Source organism: Marinilabilia sp. (assembly GCF_016278715.1).
Taxonomy (GTDB): Bacteria; Bacteroidota; Bacteroidia; order Bacteroidales; family Marinilabiliaceae; genus Marinilabilia.
Genome location: NZ_JADQBH010000142.1, coordinates 1 through 18,396 on the forward strand (window position 1 = coordinate 1; position 18,396 = coordinate 18,396).

Below are 18,396 nucleotides of genomic sequence, written 5' to 3' on the forward strand. Positions count from 1 at the left end.
ATTCTTCGACAAGCTCAGAATGACATCAAAGTTGGACTTTTTGGACAGCCCCTTTGATAATTAATGGTTTAAACGATTCGCTGCAAAGTGTATATCTCTCTCATAATAAAAACTTTGCGTCTTTGCGTTTATGTTTTTTTAACGGACTATTGATTGAACCACACAACTAAAATTATACTAATGAAAAAGCTATTAACCATCTTTTTTGCAGGGTTTTTATCATTCACGACCATGGCGAATGAAAACCTGTATCCATTAATTACCAATGTTCCCAACCGGGATGTTACCTCATTGAACGGGGACTGGGACTATATTGTGGATCGTTATGAGGTTGGTTATTACGACTATCGTCTGAAACCCAGCCAATGGGGATTTTTCAAAGATCAAAAACCAAAATCGGAGACCGATTTGGTGGAGTACAGCTTTGAGGCTTCTGATAAGATGTTTATCCCGCGTGACTGGAACTCCAGCGATGAGAAACTCTATTTCTACGAAGGTACGGTTTGGTTTCGGCGGGCTTTTGAATTTTCTCCCAAACAGGATGAGCGATATTTTCTCTACTTCGGTGCGGTTAATTACGAAGCGTTGGTGTATCTCAACGGCGAGTATATCGGTTCGCACAAAGGCGGGTTTACACCTTTTAATTTTGACGTAACAGATAAGCTCAAAGAAGGTGAGAATTTTGTAGTTGTAAAGGTGGACAATACCCGTCATAAAGATGAGGTGCCCACCGTTAATACCGATTGGTGGAACTATGGTGGTATTACCCGCGATGTTTTGATTATTGAAGAGGCCGAAACGTTTGTGCGTGATTTCTCTATTTCCCTTTCTGAAGATACTTACACCGAGATATCGGGGTGGGTGCAGCTGGATGGCGAAAATCCTCAAACCTCGGTTAAAGTATCTATTCCTGAATTAAAAAAGGAAGTTTCTGTCACTCCTGATGAAAACGGAAGAGGAGCGTTCTCCATTTCGGCTAAACCTGAATTGTGGTCGCCCGAAAACCCGAAATTATATGAAATTTCCCTTTCGGTAGCAGGAAAAACGATGAATGAGCAAATTGCTTTTCGTCATGTGGATACCAGGGGAAATGAGATTTTGGTAAATGACAAGCCTGTTTATTTAAGCGGAATCTGTATCCATGAAGAGGCTCCTTTCAGGGGTGGCCGTTTTAACAGCGCCGCTGAGGCACACACTTTACTTTCATGGGCCAAAGAGATGAATGCCAATTTTGTGCGACTGGCTCACTATCCGCACAATGAATACATGGTTCGCGAAGCCGAAAAAATGGGCATCCTTTTGTGGAGCGAGATTCCGGTTTACTGGACCATCAGCTTTACGAATGAAGAAACGCTGCAGAATGCCAAAAACCAATTGGAAGAGATGATTACCCGTGATAAAAACCGTGGAGCCGTTATTATATGGTCCTTGGCCAACGAAACACCGGTAAGCGATGTTCGTAATCATTTTCTTACACAGTTGGTGGAGCATGCCCGGAGCATCGATGATTCCCGCCTGATAAGTATGGCCATGGAAAAAGAGTATCATGATGCCTATACTCCTGCTATTAACGATCCGTTGATGGGACTGGTGGATGTGGTAAGCTTTAATTCCTACATTGGTTGGTACGACGGATTACCTGAGAAATGTTCTAAAATGAACTGGGAACTGCCTGTCAATAAGCCTGTAATCATCAGTGAGTTTGGTGGCGGTGCCAAGCAGGGCCATCATGGCACAAAAAACCAAATCTGGACGGAGGAGTTCCAGGAAGAGCTTTACATTCAGAGTGTGGCAATGTTTGAGAAGATGAATCTTGCCGGCACTTGTCCCTGGATTTTGATGGACTTTAGATCTCCCCGCAGGTTGTTGCCCGGAATTCAGGATGGCTGGAATCGTAAAGGGTTGATTTCCAATGATGGCATTAAGAAAAAGGCTTTTTTTATTATGAAGGATTGGTATGAACTGAAGAACTAGGAGGGCACTGGGCATGGGGCATGGAGTTGTTAGCTGTTAGCTCTTGGCTGGTAGTTGTTGGCAATTTTGTTTTTAGTTAGTAACCTGTGTGGATTTATTTCTATAACGAAATTGCCCAACGACCATAGCTGTACGTTTATATCACACAGTTATACTGATAGTTTCCGGGGTAGCCTCAACCTCATCTTCATCCTTTTTCCATATATGGTTATATTTCGAGTTGTTCAAAAGCTTAATAACTTAAAAATAAAAACATGAGAATATTTAAAATAATTTTGATTGCAATTCTTTCTTTGGGAATGACTTCATGCTCCGGGAATAAAGAAGATTCACTCCCCGGGCCACAAGAAGTAAAGTCATTGATTGTGAAAGTGAATGACCACTGGCAGAACTCAAATCCTGCACAAGTGAGGGCTTTCTGGGACAATGCAGCTTATCATACCGGTAATATTGAAGCCTACAGAGTAACCGGTCTTGATCGGTTTCTGGATTTCTCCATTTCCTGGGCCGAACATAACGAGTGGATGGGAGCGAAATCTCCCAACCCTGAGGAGTGGGAATACAGCTACGGGGAGACCGACGAGTACGTATTGTTTGGAGACTGGCAAATTTGTTTTCAGACTTATATAGATTTGTACAATTTGGTCGAAAATCCTGATGATGAAATGGTTGCCCGTGCCAAGGAGGTGATGGAATATCAGACAAAGACTGATTCGGTGGATTACTGGTGGTGGGCCGACGGACTGTATATGGTGATGCCGGTTATGACTAAACTTTACAAATTGACAGGCGATGAGCTGTATCTCAATAAGTTGTATGAATATTACAGTTATGCAAAAAGTATTATGTACGATGAAGAGACCGGGCTGTTTTTCAGAGATGCCAAATATATTTATCCTGCCCATAAATCACTGAACGGGAAGAAAGATTTCTGGGCCCGTGGCGATGGATGGGTGTTTGCCGGACTATCAAAAGTACTTCAGGATATGCCCGAAGATTATCAATACTACGATTACTTTTTGGGTGATTATATCAGTATGGCACGCACGCTTAAAGAGATTCAACAACCCGAAGGTTACTGGACCCGCAGTATGTTGGATCCGGAGTTTGCTCCAGGCCCCGAGACCAGTGGAACGGCATTTTTTACTTATGGTTTTCTGTGGGGGATAAACAATAATATCCTGAACCGAAAGGAATATTTACCCACTGTGAAGAAATCCTGGAAGTATCTTACTCAAACGGCTCTCCAGGAGGATGGTTCTGTGGGCTACGTTCAGCCTATTGGTGAAAGGGCCATTCCCGGGCAGGTGGTTGATCAGAATTCGACCTCCAATTTTGGAACAGGGGCCTTTTTGCTGGCTGCTGCCGAAATGTACCGGCTGGTTAGTGAATAAGTCAGGTTGGACAGTGCAGAAAAATAAAATAATTTCAATTAAAGACTATGAGATCGAATACTAAATTCAATATTGCAAAAGGGATTTCTCTTTTTGCAATGACCCTTTTGTTGTCGCTTTCGGCATGCAATAATCAGCCTGATAATGAGGCTTATTTGTTTTCTTATTTTGTTGGAAACGGTCCGGGTGAAGAGTCTGTCCACTATGCTGTAAGCAGAGATGGATTCCATTATCGGGCCTTGAATGGCAATAAACCTGTTATTGCTGCCGATACCATCAGCTCACGTGGCGGAGTGCGTGACCCACACATTCTCAGGGGAAAAGACGGCACATTTTACATGGTACTTACCGATTTGTATGTGCCCAAAGACGGCTGGACAAATGTGGCTATGGTGATGCTTAAATCAGATGATTTAGTTCACTGGTCACATTCAGTGGTGAACATACCGGAAGCTTTTGCTGATACATTTAGCGATGTGAAGCGGGTATGGGCTCCTCAGACCATTTATGATGAGCAGGAGGGAAAATACATGGTTTATTTTTCTATGCTTCAGCCGGGTGGGGCAGACATAATTTATTATGCCTACGCCAATGATGATTTTACCGGACTGGCTACTGAGCCTGAGCAATTGTTTTTTCATCCGGAAGGAAAATCCTGCATCGATGGAGATATTGTGAAGAAAGATGGTCAGTATCATCTGTTTTTTAAGACTGAAGGTCATGGAAATGGGATAAAAAAAGCGGTTTCTGATAAACTTACAGAGGGTTACCAGATGCAGGATAAATATTTGCAGCAAACCAAAGAAGCGGTTGAGGGTTCAGGAATTTTTAAATTGATTGATCAGGACAAATATATTTTGATGTATGATGTCTATATGAAAGGTAGCTATCAGTTTACCGAATCAACAGATCTGGATTCTTTCACAGTGGTGGATGAACAAATATCAATGGATTTTCATCCCCGGCATGGAAGTGTTATTCCTATTACCGGAAGAGAATACGATAGGTTGATTGCCAAATGGGGTTCTTTCAAAGCTCTTGGTATTGAAGAAGCAGTGTCGGAAAATGTAAAGAGTTTGAATGTGGTCTTTGATCATGAAGCAGGAGAAATATATTTACCTGTAAACCAAGGAACCGATTTGTCTCAATTAGATCCGGAGTTTAATTCTCATTTTGCTTCAGATATTAAGCCATCAGGATCTCAGGATTTTTCAGGGGGGTGCAGTATCATATCAGGTAAAAGTGGATGGTTTAGGTGAAAAGCAATACCAGGTGACAGCAAGCATCGATAACAACCCCGTGCTGGAGGGTTATTATGCTGATCCGGAAATTATTTACTCCCAAAAAGAAGATAAATATTTTCTGTATCCTACAAGTGACGGGCATCACAATTGGTCTGGCACCTATTTCGAAACGTTTTCGTCTCCTGATTTGGTGAACTGGAAGAATGAAGGTGTGATTCTTGACTTGCCTAAAGACGTGCCCTGGGGGCCTCGTAATGCGTGGGCTCCCACATGTATCGAGAAGAAAATTGGAAACAGGTACAAATACTTTTACTATTTTACTGCCGCTCAGAAAGTGGGTGTGGCAGTAAGTGACCATCCGTCCGGCCCGTTTGAGGATGTTGGTCAGCCATTGGTTAACTGGAGACCAGAAGGTGTTTCCGGTGGTCAGGAAATTGATCCGGATGTATTTCATGACCCTGTATCAGGGGATGACTATCTTTATTGGGGAAATGGCTATTTGGCTGTTGTCAGACTGAATGATGATATGATTTCGGTGGATCGTTCCACATTGAAAGTAATGACCCCCGAAGATGGGACTTTCCGCGAAGGAGCAGAGGTTTTCTACCGCAATGGGAAATATTATTTTCTGTGGTCGGAGAACGATACTCGCAGTCCTGATTACCGGGTTCGTTATGCCACTGCCGATAGCCCTGTTGGTCCGTTGAGTATTCCTGATAACAATTTGATTCTGGAAAAAGCTCCCTCCAGGGGAATATATGGAACTGGTCATAATTCAGTTATTCAGGTTCACGGAAAAGACCAGTGGTACATTGTTTATCACCGTTTCAATCGTCCTAATGGAATAGAGATGGGCCAAAATGCCGGTTTTCACAGGGAAGTATGCATCGATAAATTGGAGTTTGATGAGAATGGTGCAATTATTCCCGTAGTGCCGACACTTAATGGGATTAACCCTTTGTAAGAAAAACCTTCTGAGATTTAATTCATGATTATCTGATGACGATAAAGAAAGTGTCCCGGAAAAAATTTTCCGGGACACTTTCTTTGTTTGGTGGGTGAGATGTGTAAATCCTAATATTAGCTTTTCACCTTGCATTCTTGCATTTTTTTGACAGAATGACAGAGGTGTACTATACTTACTCCACGATCATTGCCCAATAAACATTGCTCAAAGTCGCAGTTGGAGGGATTTAGGGGGCCCTCTAAGCTATTTTCCTATAAGAGCCACCAGCTAAGAACTAAGAGCTCCATGCTCCAAGCCCTCTGCCATCCTACAGCGTCACTCCGGTCTTAAAGATCGCGATTTCACGAAAGCCGTATTTCTCATTATTGACTTGCTTGCCGCTTGCCACTTCTATCAGATAGGGAATGAAATCTTCCAGCACATCCTCAATTTGCTTGCCGTCGGCAATAGGGCCCGCATTGAAATCGATCCAGTGAGGTTTTTTCTCATACAACGGAGTGTTGGTGGAAATTTTCATGGTAGGTACAAAACTTCCAAAAGGGGTTCCCCGACCTGTTGTGAAAAGAACCAGATGACATCCGGATGCACCCAGCGCGGTGGCTGCTACCAGGTCATTTCCCGGAGAACTCAGCAGATTAAGTCCTTTGGTGGTGAGGCGTTCACCATATTTCAGGACATCACTGACTTTATCGGTTCCGCACTTCTGAGTACAACCCAGAGATTTCTCTTCGAGGGTGGAGATACCGCCGGCCTTGTTGCCGGGGGATGGGTTTTCGTAAATGGGCTGCTTGTTTTCAATGAAATAGTTTTTGAAATCATTGATGAGGTGCACCGTTTTTTCAAAAACTTCCCGGTTTTCAGCGCGGTTCATCAGCTGGGTTTCTGCACCAAACATCTCGGGAACCTCGGTGAGAACTGTTGTTCCGCCCTGTGCCACCAGAAAATCGGAAAAAACTCCCAGCAAAGGATTGGCACTGATACCTGAGAAACCATCTGACCCTCCGCATTTTAAACCTATTCTGAGCTCGGATAAAGGAACATCCTCCCGTTGGTCCTGAGTCATTTGCTCAACAAGATCTGTCAGGATTCTAAGTCCTTCCTCATGTTCGTTTTCCACATCCTGAGTGACCAGAAATTTGATGCGTTGATCATCAAAATCGCCCAGAAATTCCCTGAACACATCCGGTTGGTTGTTTTCACATCCAAGTCCCAGAACCAATACTCCACCGGCATTGGGATGCAGAACAATATCGCGCAGAATTTTTTTGGTGTTTTCATGGTCATCGCCCAACTGTGAACATCCATAGTTGTGTTTGAATATTTCCAGACTGTCGATGTGCGATACATTCAATTGGCTTTTCAGAGCGTTGAGCATTTGTTCTCCGATGCCGTTGACACATCCCACCGTGGGCACTATCCACAGTTCATTGCGGATGCCCACTTCTCCGTTTTTGCGCCTGAATCCTTTAAAAGAAAGATTGCGGTTTTTGAACCGGTTGGGTGTTAATTTTGGCGAATAGTTGTATTCCAAAACGCCTTCCAGGTTGGTTTTGATATTGCTTTCGTCCACTTTTTTTCCTTTTGCAATGGGGGAGGTGGCGTGACCAATGGGTTGTCCGTATTTGATGATGTTTTCCCCTTCTGCAATGTCGGTCAGAGCCACTTTGTGAGCTTGTGTGATATCCGAACCAAGGGTAACCGATAAATCTTCCTGGATAATATTTGTGCCAGCCGGTAAGTTGCTGAGCGCAACGGCAACATTGTCGCGGGCATCTATTTTAAGCAGTTTTTGCATGAATCTCTTCTTCTACTTGATTTGAACGATACTACTCTTGCGAAGTATTGTTTTTCTTTAAGTTAACCCCGATTTAGAAAATGTTGGTTTTCATCCTTCTTTTTGAAAACTTTACATTTTCTTTATCGTTAAGCGAAATTGCTTTCCTGGGGTTTTACAATTCCAGATACCACATTGAGCATTCCGTCCTTCAGGATTCCCTGTAACAGCTCAGCGGTTTTTTCTGTTAAACCCTTCACCTTATTGAGGTTTTGTCCCCAGAGTTCGCTATTGGCCAGTGCATCTCCAACCAGGTCTAACGCGGTGTATTCTTCAGATTCATATTTTCTCCAAAGGTTCCTGAAAAAGTTGATGTTTGCTTCATCGTCGTTCAGTGGAATGGTTTTTTCCTCATATTTTCCTCGGTAAAAGGCAATTAAAGAAGCCAAAGCCAATACCAATCCGTTTGGTAATTCACCGTTTTTTCGCTGGTAATCGAAGATGGTTGGCAGCACACGAGCTCTGAATTTGGAGATGCTGTTGAGGCTGATGCTCATCAGGGCGTGTTGTACATACGGGTTCAGGAACCGGTCCAGGATCCTGTCCATGTATCGCTCCATTTCATCGCGGGGCAGGTCAATGGTTGGGAGGATCTCGTTTTTCATTACCCTGCGTACAAATTGCCCCAATACCGGGTGCTCCAGTGTTTCGCGCACATACTCTTCACCACAAAGAATAGCAATGGGGGTCATAACTGTATGTGGCCCGTTGAGCAGCCGTACTTTACGTGTTCGGTAGGGTTGTACATCATCCACAATTCGCACATTCAGCCCGGCTTTGGAGAAGGGGAGTTTCTCTTCCAGTTCTTTGGGCGCTTTGATAACCCACAGGTGATATTGTTCGCCTTCCACCACCAGGTTGTCCTCATAGCCTTTGGTTTCTTTTAGTTCCGCTATATTATCAGGGTTGAAACCGGGAACGATGCGGTCAACCAGTGTATTACAGAAGAGGTTGGCTTCGTTGACCCAATTGATGAACTCGGTTCCCATCTGCCATTCTTCGGCATATTTCAACACATATTTCTTCAGCTTGTCTCCGTTCAGTTCAATCAATTCGCAGGGGAGAAACACAAATCCTTTGTCTGTAGCCCCATTGAAAGTTTTAAAGCGGTGATTGAGCAGCAATGTGACTTTTGCGGGAAAAGAAACCGGAGGTTGCATATCAGGGGTGTCATCATCGCTAAAGGTGATACCAGCCTCAGTGGTGTTAGAAACTACAAACCGGGTATCTTCGTTTTCGGCCAGTTTCAGGTAATCAGCAAAATCAGTATAAGGATTGATGCCTTTTGATATGCTGTCGATAAGGTTAACATCTTTCACCCCTTTTTTGTCTTTGATGCCTTTAAGGACTACGGTGTAGAGTCCGCCTTGTTGGTTCAGTTTGTCCACCATCCCAAATTCGATGGGCTGTACCACTGCAACATTCCCGTTAAACCCTGCTTTGTCGTTCATCTCCTGCACCATCCAGTCCACAAATGCACGTAAAAAGTTTCCTTCTCCAAACTGAATGATTTTCACCGGTCTTTCTGCCGGCTTGTTCATGTTGCTTCTGTTTAATTTCATTTCTTTCTGATTTGATGTATTTTTATTTAATTCGTTAAATTCTCGCTTGTTTCTTTATTGATAGGCCAGGGATTATCAAATTCTCCAATCTCATTCTCAGCCTCAGCCTCACTCTCAACCTCAGCCTCACTCTCACTCTCACTCTCAACCTACAGCTGTGTTTTTACAGATGATTTGCGCACCACAATTTTTGATTTCATGACTATCTGCCTGGGAACCTTGTAAATTCCGTTTTCAATTTGCTCAATGAGCATTTTTGCTGCTTCCTGTCCCATCTCTTCTGTGGGTTGAGCGACCGAAGTCAGGGGTGGTTCCACTACGGTGGCATGCATTTCATTGGTAAAGCCGGAGAGTGCGATGTCGTGAGGAATGGAGAGCCCCGCATTGCGAATGGCTCGCATGGCTCCAAAAGCCACGGTATCATTAATGCAGAGTAAAGCATCCGGTGGTTCGGGGAGTTGAAGCAATTTGTTGGTGGCTTTTTCTGCCGAATCGGCATCCAGCATGGTATTGGCCATGTAGGCATAATTAACGGGCTGGTTGCAATCAATAAGGGCAGAGAGATAACCAGCGGTTCTTTCGCGCGAGATACTCAGATTTTTAGGCCCTGCCAGACAAGCAATGCGTTTTGCGCCGTTTTCATGAAAATGGCAGGTGAGTTCCTGCGCGATGTTTGTGTTGTCGATGCCCACAGAAGATATTTGGTCAGTCTCCGCTATACGATCGAAAAATACCAATGGGATGTTTTGGGTGGTCAACCGACTGAAATGACTGAAATTTTTTGTTTCTTGTGCTATGGAAGAGATAACTCCGCAAGCGCCAATCTCCAGCAGGTGGTTGACACACTTTTCTTCCTGATCGGCCCCATCGTGCGAGTTGGTGATTACCACAAAGTATCCTTTCTCTTTGGCGTAGTTTTCAATTCCACTGATAACTGCCGAAAAGAAATAAGTAACCATGTCGGGAACGATGATTCCGATAGTTTTTGCGGAACTTTTTTCTCTTTTTGCGGAAGGTTGTTTCTGTTTATAATTGCGCTCAAATGCCATATTCTGTATCTGCTTTTTAAGTGCAGGGCTAATATCCGGATGGTCTTTAAGTGCCCTGGATACCGTTGATACAGAAGTATTGAGCACTTCTGCAATATCTTTAAGAGATGTTCGTTTTTTAGTCATGGCAGCAGGTGTAGTGACAATTGATATGGTGCAAATTTATCGCAAAAAATGAAGTTCAAATAATAATTTGCGTTAAAATTTGCGAAATATTTGTATTTTTGCGATAAAGTAGATTGTGAAAAGAAAAAAAGAAAATATCCTCAGAACCTCTTTGCCGTTGTTTTCTGCCTCTGTTTTGGGGCAAGGCATCAATTTTCTGTTGTTTTTCTTTTTGCCCTTTCTTTTTAATGCTGAAGATATTGGCGGTTTCTTTGTCTTTCTGGCAGTTGCACAAATTTTGATCCCCCTGGTTTCACTTCAAAGCCATAACGCTATTGTTTTAAGTAGGAGCGATGTTGTGGCTGTTTCCAATTTGGTGATTTCTATGGGGATTGGAGCTTTGTTTTCTTTTCTTTTTTTCCTGTTGACTTATCTGTTGAATCTTTTTTCTTGTTGTTGGTCAGATGAGAGCACGACATGGATTTTGTTTCTGCCTGTTTATGTTTTCTCCGGGAGTGTTCTTTTGTCGTTTGAGCAGTATTTGACTTATTTGGGAGATTATCGGCTGTTGGGAAATTTGCGTCTGCTTAAAGCGGCATTTGTGATGGTGCCTATTGTTTTAGGCGGTTTTATTTTCGCGGGGTTAGAAGTATTGGTTTTAGGACATTTTGTTGGTCAGGTTGCCGGAATACTATTTGTGTTATGGGTTTTGAAGCTTCCCTTTGCAAAAGTAATTGTTTCGAAGATGGTTGTGCGTTTGTTTGTTCTCCGGCACAGAAAGATTCTAACCTACAATACATTGATAACCGGTATTTTAATGTTAATAAACCATTCTCCGGCCTTGCTTTTGTCATTCTATTTTGGAGATAGGGTTGTGGCGCTTTACGGTATTGTGCAACGAGTTTTCTCTGCCATTCCCGGAGCTTTGGGGCAAAGTGTTTCCCAGGTTTTTTTTAGAAAATGTTCACACTATTATAATACCAATAAACCTGTCTATACCACTGCAGTCAGGACTCTAAAACAAATGGGCGGATGGTATCTGGGGTATGGGATTATTTCGGTTCTTGTTGCGCCAATTGTCTTTTATGAGTTGATGGAACCGGGGTGGGAGAATGCCGCAATTATCACCAAAATTTTATTGCCTTTGATTTTGATTCAGACACTTTCCATTCCTTTTACCACATTGTTTACAGTTTTTAAAAATCAAAGGAGAGTAATATGGTTTTATCTGGGTGGTTTTTTTGTTCGTATTGTACTTGGACTTGTAGTACCACTGGGAATGATTGGGACTGGTTATAAGGAGGGTTTAATGATTTATTCAGCTACAGGTTTAGTCTATTACTTTTTTTATATTAGAGAATTGCTTTTACAGGCAAAAAGAAATGATACTAATCTTAAAGTTGCCATTAGATGAAGTTGCTTTGCAGTCATTTTGCCGGAGTAGAGGAGGGCCCGATAGGGATAAGGCAACTTCGAACCATCTTCCCGGATGCAGGTATAGAATTTCTTGCCGGAAAGTTGGAGAGGCTTCGTTTATTCTTATCAAAAAGGAACACTTTAACATCGATTGAGAAAGTTGAGCGTGCCCCGGTTTTAAAGGTTTTTTTCCCTGCCGGACGATTTGGCCCACTGCCAGGGACTCAGTGGAAAGTCGTTTTTAAATCGGTGGAGACTGTATTCCTGAAATATAAACTTTTTATTCCTCCTGATTTTGATTTTGTGAAAGGTGGGAAATTGCCCGGACTGGGAGGGGGAACAGGAAACACCGGAGGAAAAGTTCCCAGTGGTAGTGACGGTTGGAGCGTTCGTTTTATGTTTAAGGAGCAAGGTGAGATGTGTGCTTATCTTTACTATCCTGCAATGCCGGATGGATTTGGTGAAAAACTTTTCTTGAAATCCGGGGGGAGCAGGTTTTTGTTGCCAAAAGGAAAATGGTTAAAAATCGGATTGGAAGTTCAGATGAATGAAACAGCAAAAGAAAACGGATTCATACGTTGTTTCATTGATGATGAATTGATGTTGGAGAGAAGGGGACTTCAATTTCGCAGCACTGATAAATTGAAGATTGACCATCTTTTGTTTTCCACATTTTTTGGAGGGGCTGATTTTTCTTATGCACCACCTAAGGATTGTTTTTTACTCTATAAGGATTTTATAGTTGAAGATATTTAATTTTATTCACATGTATTTTAAAAGGCTTTTTATCCGGTTCTTAGATGTGTTTGACCAAAACCTTTTTCGTTGGCTGGTGAAGCTTTTTTTTCCACAATACCACCGTCCGCGAAATGGATATATGAAGAATTATCGGGTGCTCCTGGAGTTTTTCTTTATGCAGAAAATCATGGGCTTTAACAGGGGAGTGCCCTGGCCGGTGGATTTTAGGAGTAAAGTGAGAGGATGGAGGTTTATTCAAAAGGGAATTATGTGCGATCCGGGAGACAGTCCCGGTGTTTATATAAATGCCTATGGAGGTTTAAAGATGGGAAATAATGTAGCTGTTGCTCCGAATGTAACTATTGTAACGACCAATCACAACAAATACGACCACAGAAAAATTTCTCGTACCAAAGGGGTTGAGATTGGCAACAATGTCTGGATTGGCGCTAATTGTGTCATCCTGCCCGGGGCAAAAATAGGCAATGAAGTGACCATTGGAGCCGGGTGTGTCGTTTCAGGCGAGATTCCTTCAAAATCGACCGTTACAAGAGGTGATGATGCCATTAAGATCATCCCTAAAACAAAGGATTACGAATGGGACATTTATCAGGAAAAACTTACCTGATCCGGGGGGGGATGGTATTTTTGATGTGGAATCTTGCAGGTCTTTCGGCAAAAGCTTTTTAGAGGTTTAAATTTCAGGATTGTAACTGACGATATGGTGTGCAACCTGACTGGAAATCTCTTCCAGTCCTTGTTTTTGTAACTCCCGGGAGTTGGTCACTCTCCGTCGGTTTTCAAAAAATGAATGCAGTTCTGTAATGGAGTTCCGGTTGTCATAGATCTTATCCTGGTCACTATCCCTTACTGAAGATTCCCAGGTTCCGGGAATCAGATTTTTGTAATCGCCGTCGAATTCGGCAAACAACACCTGGTCTTCTATTCTTTTATTGATTACATCCGAAAGGATTACCTTATTGTTTTCCATGCTTCGTAATGAATAGGAGATGCTCATTTTGAAAATGCTGGTGCGTAAATATTCGTAGTAGAAAACTTTTTTATATTCGGTAACTTTTTCTTTGGTGCCATCCTCTTTGGTTATTGTGCTGGTTGTTTTCAACCACGCTTTTCGTCGGGTTTTCCTGACAGGGGTTGTGGTGGAGGTATATTCATTGATTTTTCCCGAAAGAATGGCATCAATATCGGTGGGCAGCTTAAGGTAGTCTTCATTTTTATTCAACAAGACACCCCGGATGATGGTTTCTGTAATGTCGGTCTGACTGAGAAGAGGAGATTCAATGATTTCGTAGAAAGGCGAATTTTGTTGGCTGATATTGGAAGTCAGGTAGGTTCGAAGTTCCTGAGCTATATCTCTTTGAGAAAAATTTATCCCGTTAAATGGAATGATGCCTATTTTCATTAAGGCTTTTTCTCTTGCCTCACTCCGCAGTTGGGATGCATTCTTGTATTCGCCGTTTTTTTTGAGTATCTCATCAAAGGCATAATAGGCGGTTCTGTTCTTATCAGATTTCAAGAAACTTAGTCCGTCCCGGTAAACGGGTTCATATCGGGCGGTCACCCAGTAGCGGGATGCGTCACGAAAGTTAGGGTCGATTTTCAGAACTTCATCCAGAAGCGAAAGTGCGTTGCTGAAATTTTCTGCGTTCAGGGCATCAATTCCCTTATGGTATTGTTTGTTCAGATAGGACTCTTTTGCTTCGTTGTAAAAGGCAAGGGTGTTTGGAGGTACATTCAGGTTGATGCCAAAGCGATTTGCCTGAGTGCGGTAATTATCGATGTCTAAGAAAGTGTAAACAGCCTCTTTGTACTGTTTGTTTCTGTAAAAGGCCTGAAATTCATTGTTTTTTCTGTCTATTACGGTCTGCCCGGTTCTTTTAAGCCCAAGTTTGGAGTCAATATTATCATCATTGGCCTGAAGCGATCGCAGGTATAAATCGGCCGCTTCTGAAACAAGGCCTGCATTTTCCAATTCAAGGGCTTTGTTCATGTAACGCTTGGAAGCACAACCGGAGATTAGCAGGATGGTAATGATTGAAAAGAGAATGGTAAATTTTTTGGAGAATTTATTTGCCATTGTTCTGGAAATTTACAGTTCAGATTTTATTTAAAATTTTGCCCAGGGTGTCTGGTTTTTGAACCTTTTGCGGACAAAACAGCCCGGTTTCGTTGAGTGATACGCAAAACGGCGGAATAAGTTTTTACTTCTCTATTTTTTATTTATTGAAAAAAATCATGGTTTTGCTGGAGAATTTTGTGCTTATTTGAAATTTAGGAACGATTTTGGTGATTAGAAAAAGGGTAGCACACCTCTGGGGTTGTCTGATTTAAATCACTATTGTCCGGAGAACCTAATTTTTTGAAAAGAGATTGCTTCCCGCTTCGTTCCTCACGGTCGCAATGACGCCTTTTTGTTGGTTTTAAGCAGGTTGGAGGGGGTTGATTTTCGGGCTTGCGAAGGGAGTGAAGCCATCTCAAATCTTTAACCGGACGCCAATGAATTTTAATGAATTCTTAAAAGTCCGGCTCACAGGAGTCGGGGATATTTAATAACGCACAAATTGAATCTTATGAGAAAAAAAGCGCTTTTATTTTTATTCGTTTTTTCTTTTGGAATTATAAATCTGGCATCTGCCCAGGATGACAAAAAAGAAAAAAAGGATGGTTATAAATTCGAAACCATCGTTGATCTGGAAACCACCAGTGTAAAAGATCAAAACCGTTCGGGCACTTGTTGGAGTTTTTCCGGGGTATCCTTTCTGGAGTCAGAAATGATAAGGCTGGGTAAGGATCCTGTCGATTTTTCCGAGATGTTCATTGTGCGCCATTGTTATGCCGATAAAGCGGATAAATATGTAAGGCTGCACGGAAATTTGAACTTTGGAGCGGGTGGTGCATTTCATGACGTGTTGTATGTACTGAAAAATTATGGTGCTTTGCCCGAGGAGGCCTATAGTGGTCTTGAATATGGTGAAGACAACCATGTGCATGGCGAGATGGACGAGGTTCTGAAAAACTATGTGGATGGTGTTATTGAAAATAAGAACAAACGGATCAGTACTGCCTGGGACGAAGGGTTGGATGGAATTCTGGATGCTTATCTTGGAGAGTTACCTCAGAAATTTGATTATAAAGGAGAAGAATATACGCCACGGGCATTTGCCGATAAGGTAATTGGACTTGATCCGGATGATTACATTCAGGTTACTTCTTTTACGCACCATCCGTTTTATCAGCCATTCATAATTGAAGTACCCGACAACTGGCTTTGGGGACAGGTTTACAATGTGCGGATGGAGGAGATGATGGAAGTTATTAATAACTCATTGGAGAAGGGTTATACTGTAGGCTGGGCAACCGATGTGAGTGAGAAGGGTTTTTCGCATCGCAATGGTGTAGCGGTGGTGCCCGAAGAAGATGTAAAAGAGCTGGATGATACTGAGCGTTCAAGGTGGGAGACGTTAACCCCTGAAGAGCGCCAAAAGCAGTTGTACTCCTTCGACGGACCCGTAAAAGAAAAAAATATTACCCAGGAAATCCGCCAGGCCGGATTTGATAATTTTGAGACAACAGATGACCATGGAATGCATATTGTGGGAATGGTGAAAGATCAAAATGGAACCGTTTACTACAAAGTGAAAAATTCATGGAATACTGACAATAAATTCGACGGATATTTGTACGCTTCCGAAAGTTTTGTGAAGTTGAAAACCATATCTATTATGGTAAATAAGGATGTGATTCCTCGTGGTTTAAGTGACAAGATGGACTGGGAGTGATTATTTACGAATCTAAAAACGTGCCAAAGAAAGTTAAATTGATACTTTTTTAACGAAACACTGAAACTTTTACACCAACGGCCCGTTATAAAGGGTGAAGTTTTCTTCATAAGTAAGGGTTTAGGTTAGGTAAATTGTAAGAAAAGAGATAAAAGTTTCTCTTAAGGGAGTTTTCAAAACATAAAAAATTTTTATCTCTTTCTTTAAACCATCACAGAAGTTACTTGTTTAAGATTATAGATTTTCATAATTTTGGGTTAGGGTTAAGGTTAGAAACGGGAGTTGCCAAACGAGGTAACACCCGTTTCTGTTTTATAACGGTTTGAAGAGGCTTTAACAAAAAAAAACCGGCTTCCTGATGAAAACCGGTTTCTTATTTTTCTTTATAGAATAAGTAACTTTAAACTCTGTCACAACTCCGCAGCTCTTGTTCTTTCTTTTTACTACCGTTCTGGCACTACTCTGCGGTAAATATTGAGCCATTCTAAACCCCAAATTTTAAAAGTCCTCCTTGGGGCATATTGGGGGCTTTCACAACTCACAACTCACAACTCTAAAGTTCTTTATCTAAGATGAGCGCCCAATTCCTGTTCAAACACCCTGGTAAGATTGCTCATGGTCTTATCAATCTGTTTGTCCTTGAGGGTTTTTGTGGTGTCCTGCAGCGTAAAGGAGATGGCGTAAGACTTCTTACCGGCTCCCAGTTTTTCTCCTTCATAAACATCAAAAAGGGAAACTTTTTTGAGTAGTTTCTTTTCCGTTTTAAGTGCCAGTTCTTTGATTTGACTAAACATTACGTCTTTGTTCAGAAGAAGCGCCAAATCCCGGTTTACCTCAGGGAATTTTGATATTTCCTTAAACATCACTGTTTTTTTCGCGGAAGCTTTGACAATGGTCTGCCAGTTCATTTCAGTAAAATAAACCGGTTCATCAATATCAAAGTTTTTCAAAAGATTTGGATGAACCATTCCCATCAGGAATAAGTCTTTGCCATCGGCAGCAGTGATTTTCAGGCCTTCTGAAATGAGGTCATTCTCATTGGGCAACTCTTTACAATTCTGGGTATCTATTCCGAGTCTTTCAAGGATATTGTAACTCCAGGTTTTCAGGTCGAAAAACGATACTTTCCGGTCTTCGCTGTTCCATATTCCTGAAGTAATATTGCCTGTAACGACCAGCGCCAGTTTCTCGTCTTCTTTGTAACCTTTCACTTCACTGGCGGGTTTGGCTGGGTGGAGGCTGTAGCAATTGCCGAATTCGAACAACCGAAGGTCGGGATTTTGGCGGTTACGATTGTGGCGAACTGCCTCTAACGCATTGAAAATTAATGTCTGGCGCATTCCGTTCAGATCGGAGCTCAGAGGATTGGCAAGTTTCACAACCTGTTTTTTGGGGAAACTTTCCGATTTTTCGTAATAAGCAGCCTTGGTTAGCGAATTGCTCATGATTTCGGCAAACCCTGCACCAACCAGTTGAGAAGCGATGGTATTGCGAAGTTTACCAATGTTTGGTTTTTCAGCAAATACAATGGTGGAGTTCAGCTTGTGAGGAGCTTCCACGTTGTTGTATCCGTACACTCTGAGAATTTCCTCAATTACATCGGCTTCCCGTTGTACATCCACCCGGTAAGGGGGGACGGCTACCTGCCACAATCCCTCAGTCTCGGCTACGACATCAATGTCCAAAGCCTTAAGGATTTTACGAATTTGAGAGGATTCAATTTTTTTGCCGATAAGGCGATCCACATGCGCCAGTGAAAGTTCAACATCATGGTGTTTTACGGGCTCGGGATAGATATCTGCAATCTCGGAAGAGACGGCTCCACCGGCTACCTCTTTAATCAATAGCGCTGCCCTTTTGAGTGCATAAAGGGGGATATTGGGGTCGGTTCCTCTCTCAAATCTGAAAGAAGCATCTGTATTCAGAGTATGGCGGCGCGCTGTTTTCCTGACAAAAACAGGATTGAAACAGGCACTTTCCAGAAATATTTTGGTCGTTTTTCCGGTTACTCCACTGTCGATGCCGCCAAATACACCGGCAATACACATACCTTCTTCTGCATTGCAAATCATCAGATCCTGGTCGTCCAGCTCCCGTTCCTTCTCATCCAGTGTTGTGAACTTGGTTCCCTTCCGGAGAGTTTTAACCAATATTTTGTCTCCTTTTATTTTGTCTCCGTCGAAAGCATGAAGCGGTTGGCCCATTTCGTGAAGGATGAAATTGGTGATGTCCACCACATTATTGATGGGTGTCATGCCGATGGCCAGCAGTTTGTTTTTCTACCAGTCCGGCGACTCTTTCACTGTGAGCCCG

The 18,396-nt window shown here is 42.4% G+C and carries 13 protein-coding genes; 8 read left to right on the forward strand and 5 right to left on the reverse strand.

Features of this window, described 5'->3' with window-relative positions; all coding sequences use genetic code 11:
- The first annotated feature begins 180 nt into the window (after positions 1–180).
- The 4 genes from QZZ43_RS09290 (at position 181) to QZZ43_RS09305 (ending at position 5,576) form a co-directional block, all read left to right on the forward strand.
- Positions 181–1,974, forward strand: coding sequence for a glycoside hydrolase family 2 protein (locus tag QZZ43_RS09290; RefSeq protein WP_291858215.1), 1,794 nt, complete (start codon positions 181–183; stop codon positions 1,972–1,974).
- 254 nt (positions 1,975–2,228) lie between these two features.
- Entirely contained in the window at positions 2,229–3,368 is a 1,140-nt protein-coding gene (locus QZZ43_RS09295; RefSeq protein WP_291858217.1) for a glycoside hydrolase family 88 protein, read from the forward strand.
- Positions 3,369–3,415: 47 nt separating this feature from the next.
- A complete protein-coding gene (locus QZZ43_RS09300) occupies positions 3,416–4,627 on the forward strand; it encodes a glycoside hydrolase family 43 protein (RefSeq protein WP_291858219.1) in 1,212 nt (403 codons plus the stop codon).
- 13 nt (positions 4,628–4,640) lie between these two features.
- Positions 4,641–5,576: a family 43 glycosylhydrolase gene (locus QZZ43_RS09305; RefSeq protein WP_291858220.1), complete on the forward strand. Its 936-nt coding sequence runs from the start codon at positions 4,641–4,643 to the stop codon at positions 5,574–5,576.
- 310 nt (positions 5,577–5,886) lie between these two features.
- On the opposite strand, the gene QZZ43_RS09310 is transcribed toward QZZ43_RS09305, so the two are convergent.
- From QZZ43_RS09310 to QZZ43_RS09320, 3 genes are all read right to left on the reverse strand, one after another.
- The gene (locus tag QZZ43_RS09310; protein ID WP_291858223.1) at positions 5,887–7,374 is read right to left on the reverse strand and encodes a UxaA family hydrolase; all 1,488 of its coding nucleotides are present in this window, start codon (positions 7,372–7,374) and stop codon (positions 5,887–5,889) included.
- A gap of 128 nt (positions 7,375–7,502) precedes the next feature.
- Complete coding sequence (locus QZZ43_RS09315; RefSeq protein WP_291858225.1) at positions 7,503–8,975, reverse strand: tagaturonate reductase; 1,473 nt, start codon at positions 8,973–8,975, stop codon at positions 7,503–7,505.
- Positions 8,976–9,124: 149 nt separating this feature from the next.
- Entirely contained in the window at positions 9,125–10,150 is a 1,026-nt protein-coding gene (locus tag QZZ43_RS09320) for a LacI family DNA-binding transcriptional regulator (protein ID WP_291858227.1), read from the reverse strand.
- Positions 10,151–10,265: 115 nt separating this feature from the next.
- Between QZZ43_RS09320 and QZZ43_RS09325 the strand changes: the two genes are divergently transcribed.
- The 3 genes from QZZ43_RS09325 (at position 10,266) to QZZ43_RS09335 (ending at position 12,911) form a co-directional block, all read left to right on the forward strand.
- A complete protein-coding gene (locus QZZ43_RS09325; RefSeq protein ID WP_291858228.1) occupies positions 10,266–11,543 on the forward strand; it encodes a hypothetical protein in 1,278 nt (425 codons plus the stop codon).
- On the forward strand, positions 11,540–12,301 hold the full coding sequence (locus QZZ43_RS09330; protein ID WP_291858230.1) for a polysaccharide lyase: 762 nt from the start codon (positions 11,540–11,542) through the stop codon (positions 12,299–12,301). Before QZZ43_RS09325 ends, QZZ43_RS09330 begins: the two co-directional genes overlap by 4 nt.
- A gap of 76 nt (positions 12,302–12,377) precedes the next feature.
- Positions 12,378–12,911: a DapH/DapD/GlmU-related protein gene (locus QZZ43_RS09335; RefSeq protein ID WP_291858232.1), complete on the forward strand. Its 534-nt coding sequence runs from the start codon at positions 12,378–12,380 to the stop codon at positions 12,909–12,911.
- 66 nt (positions 12,912–12,977) lie between these two features.
- On the opposite strand, the gene QZZ43_RS09340 is transcribed toward QZZ43_RS09335, so the two are convergent.
- Positions 12,978–14,381 carry a hypothetical protein gene (locus QZZ43_RS09340; RefSeq protein WP_291858234.1) on the reverse strand — a complete coding sequence of 468 codons (1,404 nt, stop codon included), beginning with the start codon at positions 14,379–14,381 and terminating at the stop codon, positions 12,978–12,980.
- Between the two features lie 493 nt (positions 14,382–14,874).
- Here QZZ43_RS09340 and QZZ43_RS09345 point away from each other — a divergent pair, with 493 nt between their 5' ends.
- Positions 14,875–16,083 carry a C1 family peptidase gene (locus QZZ43_RS09345; protein ID WP_291858236.1) on the forward strand — a complete coding sequence of 403 codons (1,209 nt, stop codon included), beginning with the start codon at positions 14,875–14,877 and terminating at the stop codon, positions 16,081–16,083.
- Between the two features lie 563 nt (positions 16,084–16,646).
- Here QZZ43_RS09345 and pheT read toward each other — a convergent pair.
- On the reverse strand, positions 16,647–18,353 hold the full coding sequence (gene pheT / locus QZZ43_RS09350; RefSeq protein ID WP_367221430.1) for a phenylalanine--tRNA ligase subunit beta: 1,707 nt from the start codon (positions 18,351–18,353) through the stop codon (positions 16,647–16,649).
- Positions 18,354–18,396: the final 43 nt, after the last annotated feature.

Coding starts and splice junctions, on each gene's coding strand:
- QZZ43_RS09290 (WP_291858215.1), top strand. CDS start 181: ATGAAAAAGCTATTAACCATCTTTTTTGCAGGGTTTTTATCATTCACG.
- QZZ43_RS09295 (WP_291858217.1), top strand. CDS start 2,229: ATGAGAATATTTAAAATAATTTTGATTGCAATTCTTTCTTTGGGAATG.
- QZZ43_RS09300 (WP_291858219.1), top strand. CDS start 3,416: ATGAGATCGAATACTAAATTCAATATTGCAAAAGGGATTTCTCTTTTT.
- QZZ43_RS09310 (WP_291858223.1), bottom strand. CDS start 7,374: ATGCAAAAACTGCTTAAAATAGATGCCCGCGACAATGTTGCCGTTGCG.
- QZZ43_RS09315 (WP_291858225.1), bottom strand. CDS start 8,975: ATGAAATTAAACAGAAGCAACATGAACAAGCCGGCAGAAAGACCGGTG.
- QZZ43_RS09320 (WP_291858227.1), bottom strand. CDS start 10,150: ATGACTAAAAAACGAACATCTCTTAAAGATATTGCAGAAGTGCTCAAT.
- QZZ43_RS09330 (WP_291858230.1), top strand. CDS start 11,540: ATGAAGTTGCTTTGCAGTCATTTTGCCGGAGTAGAGGAGGGCCCGATA.
- QZZ43_RS09340 (WP_291858234.1), bottom strand. CDS start 14,381: ATGGCAAATAAATTCTCCAAAAAATTTACCATTCTCTTTTCAATCATT.
- QZZ43_RS09345 (WP_291858236.1), top strand. CDS start 14,875: ATGAGAAAAAAAGCGCTTTTATTTTTATTCGTTTTTTCTTTTGGAATT.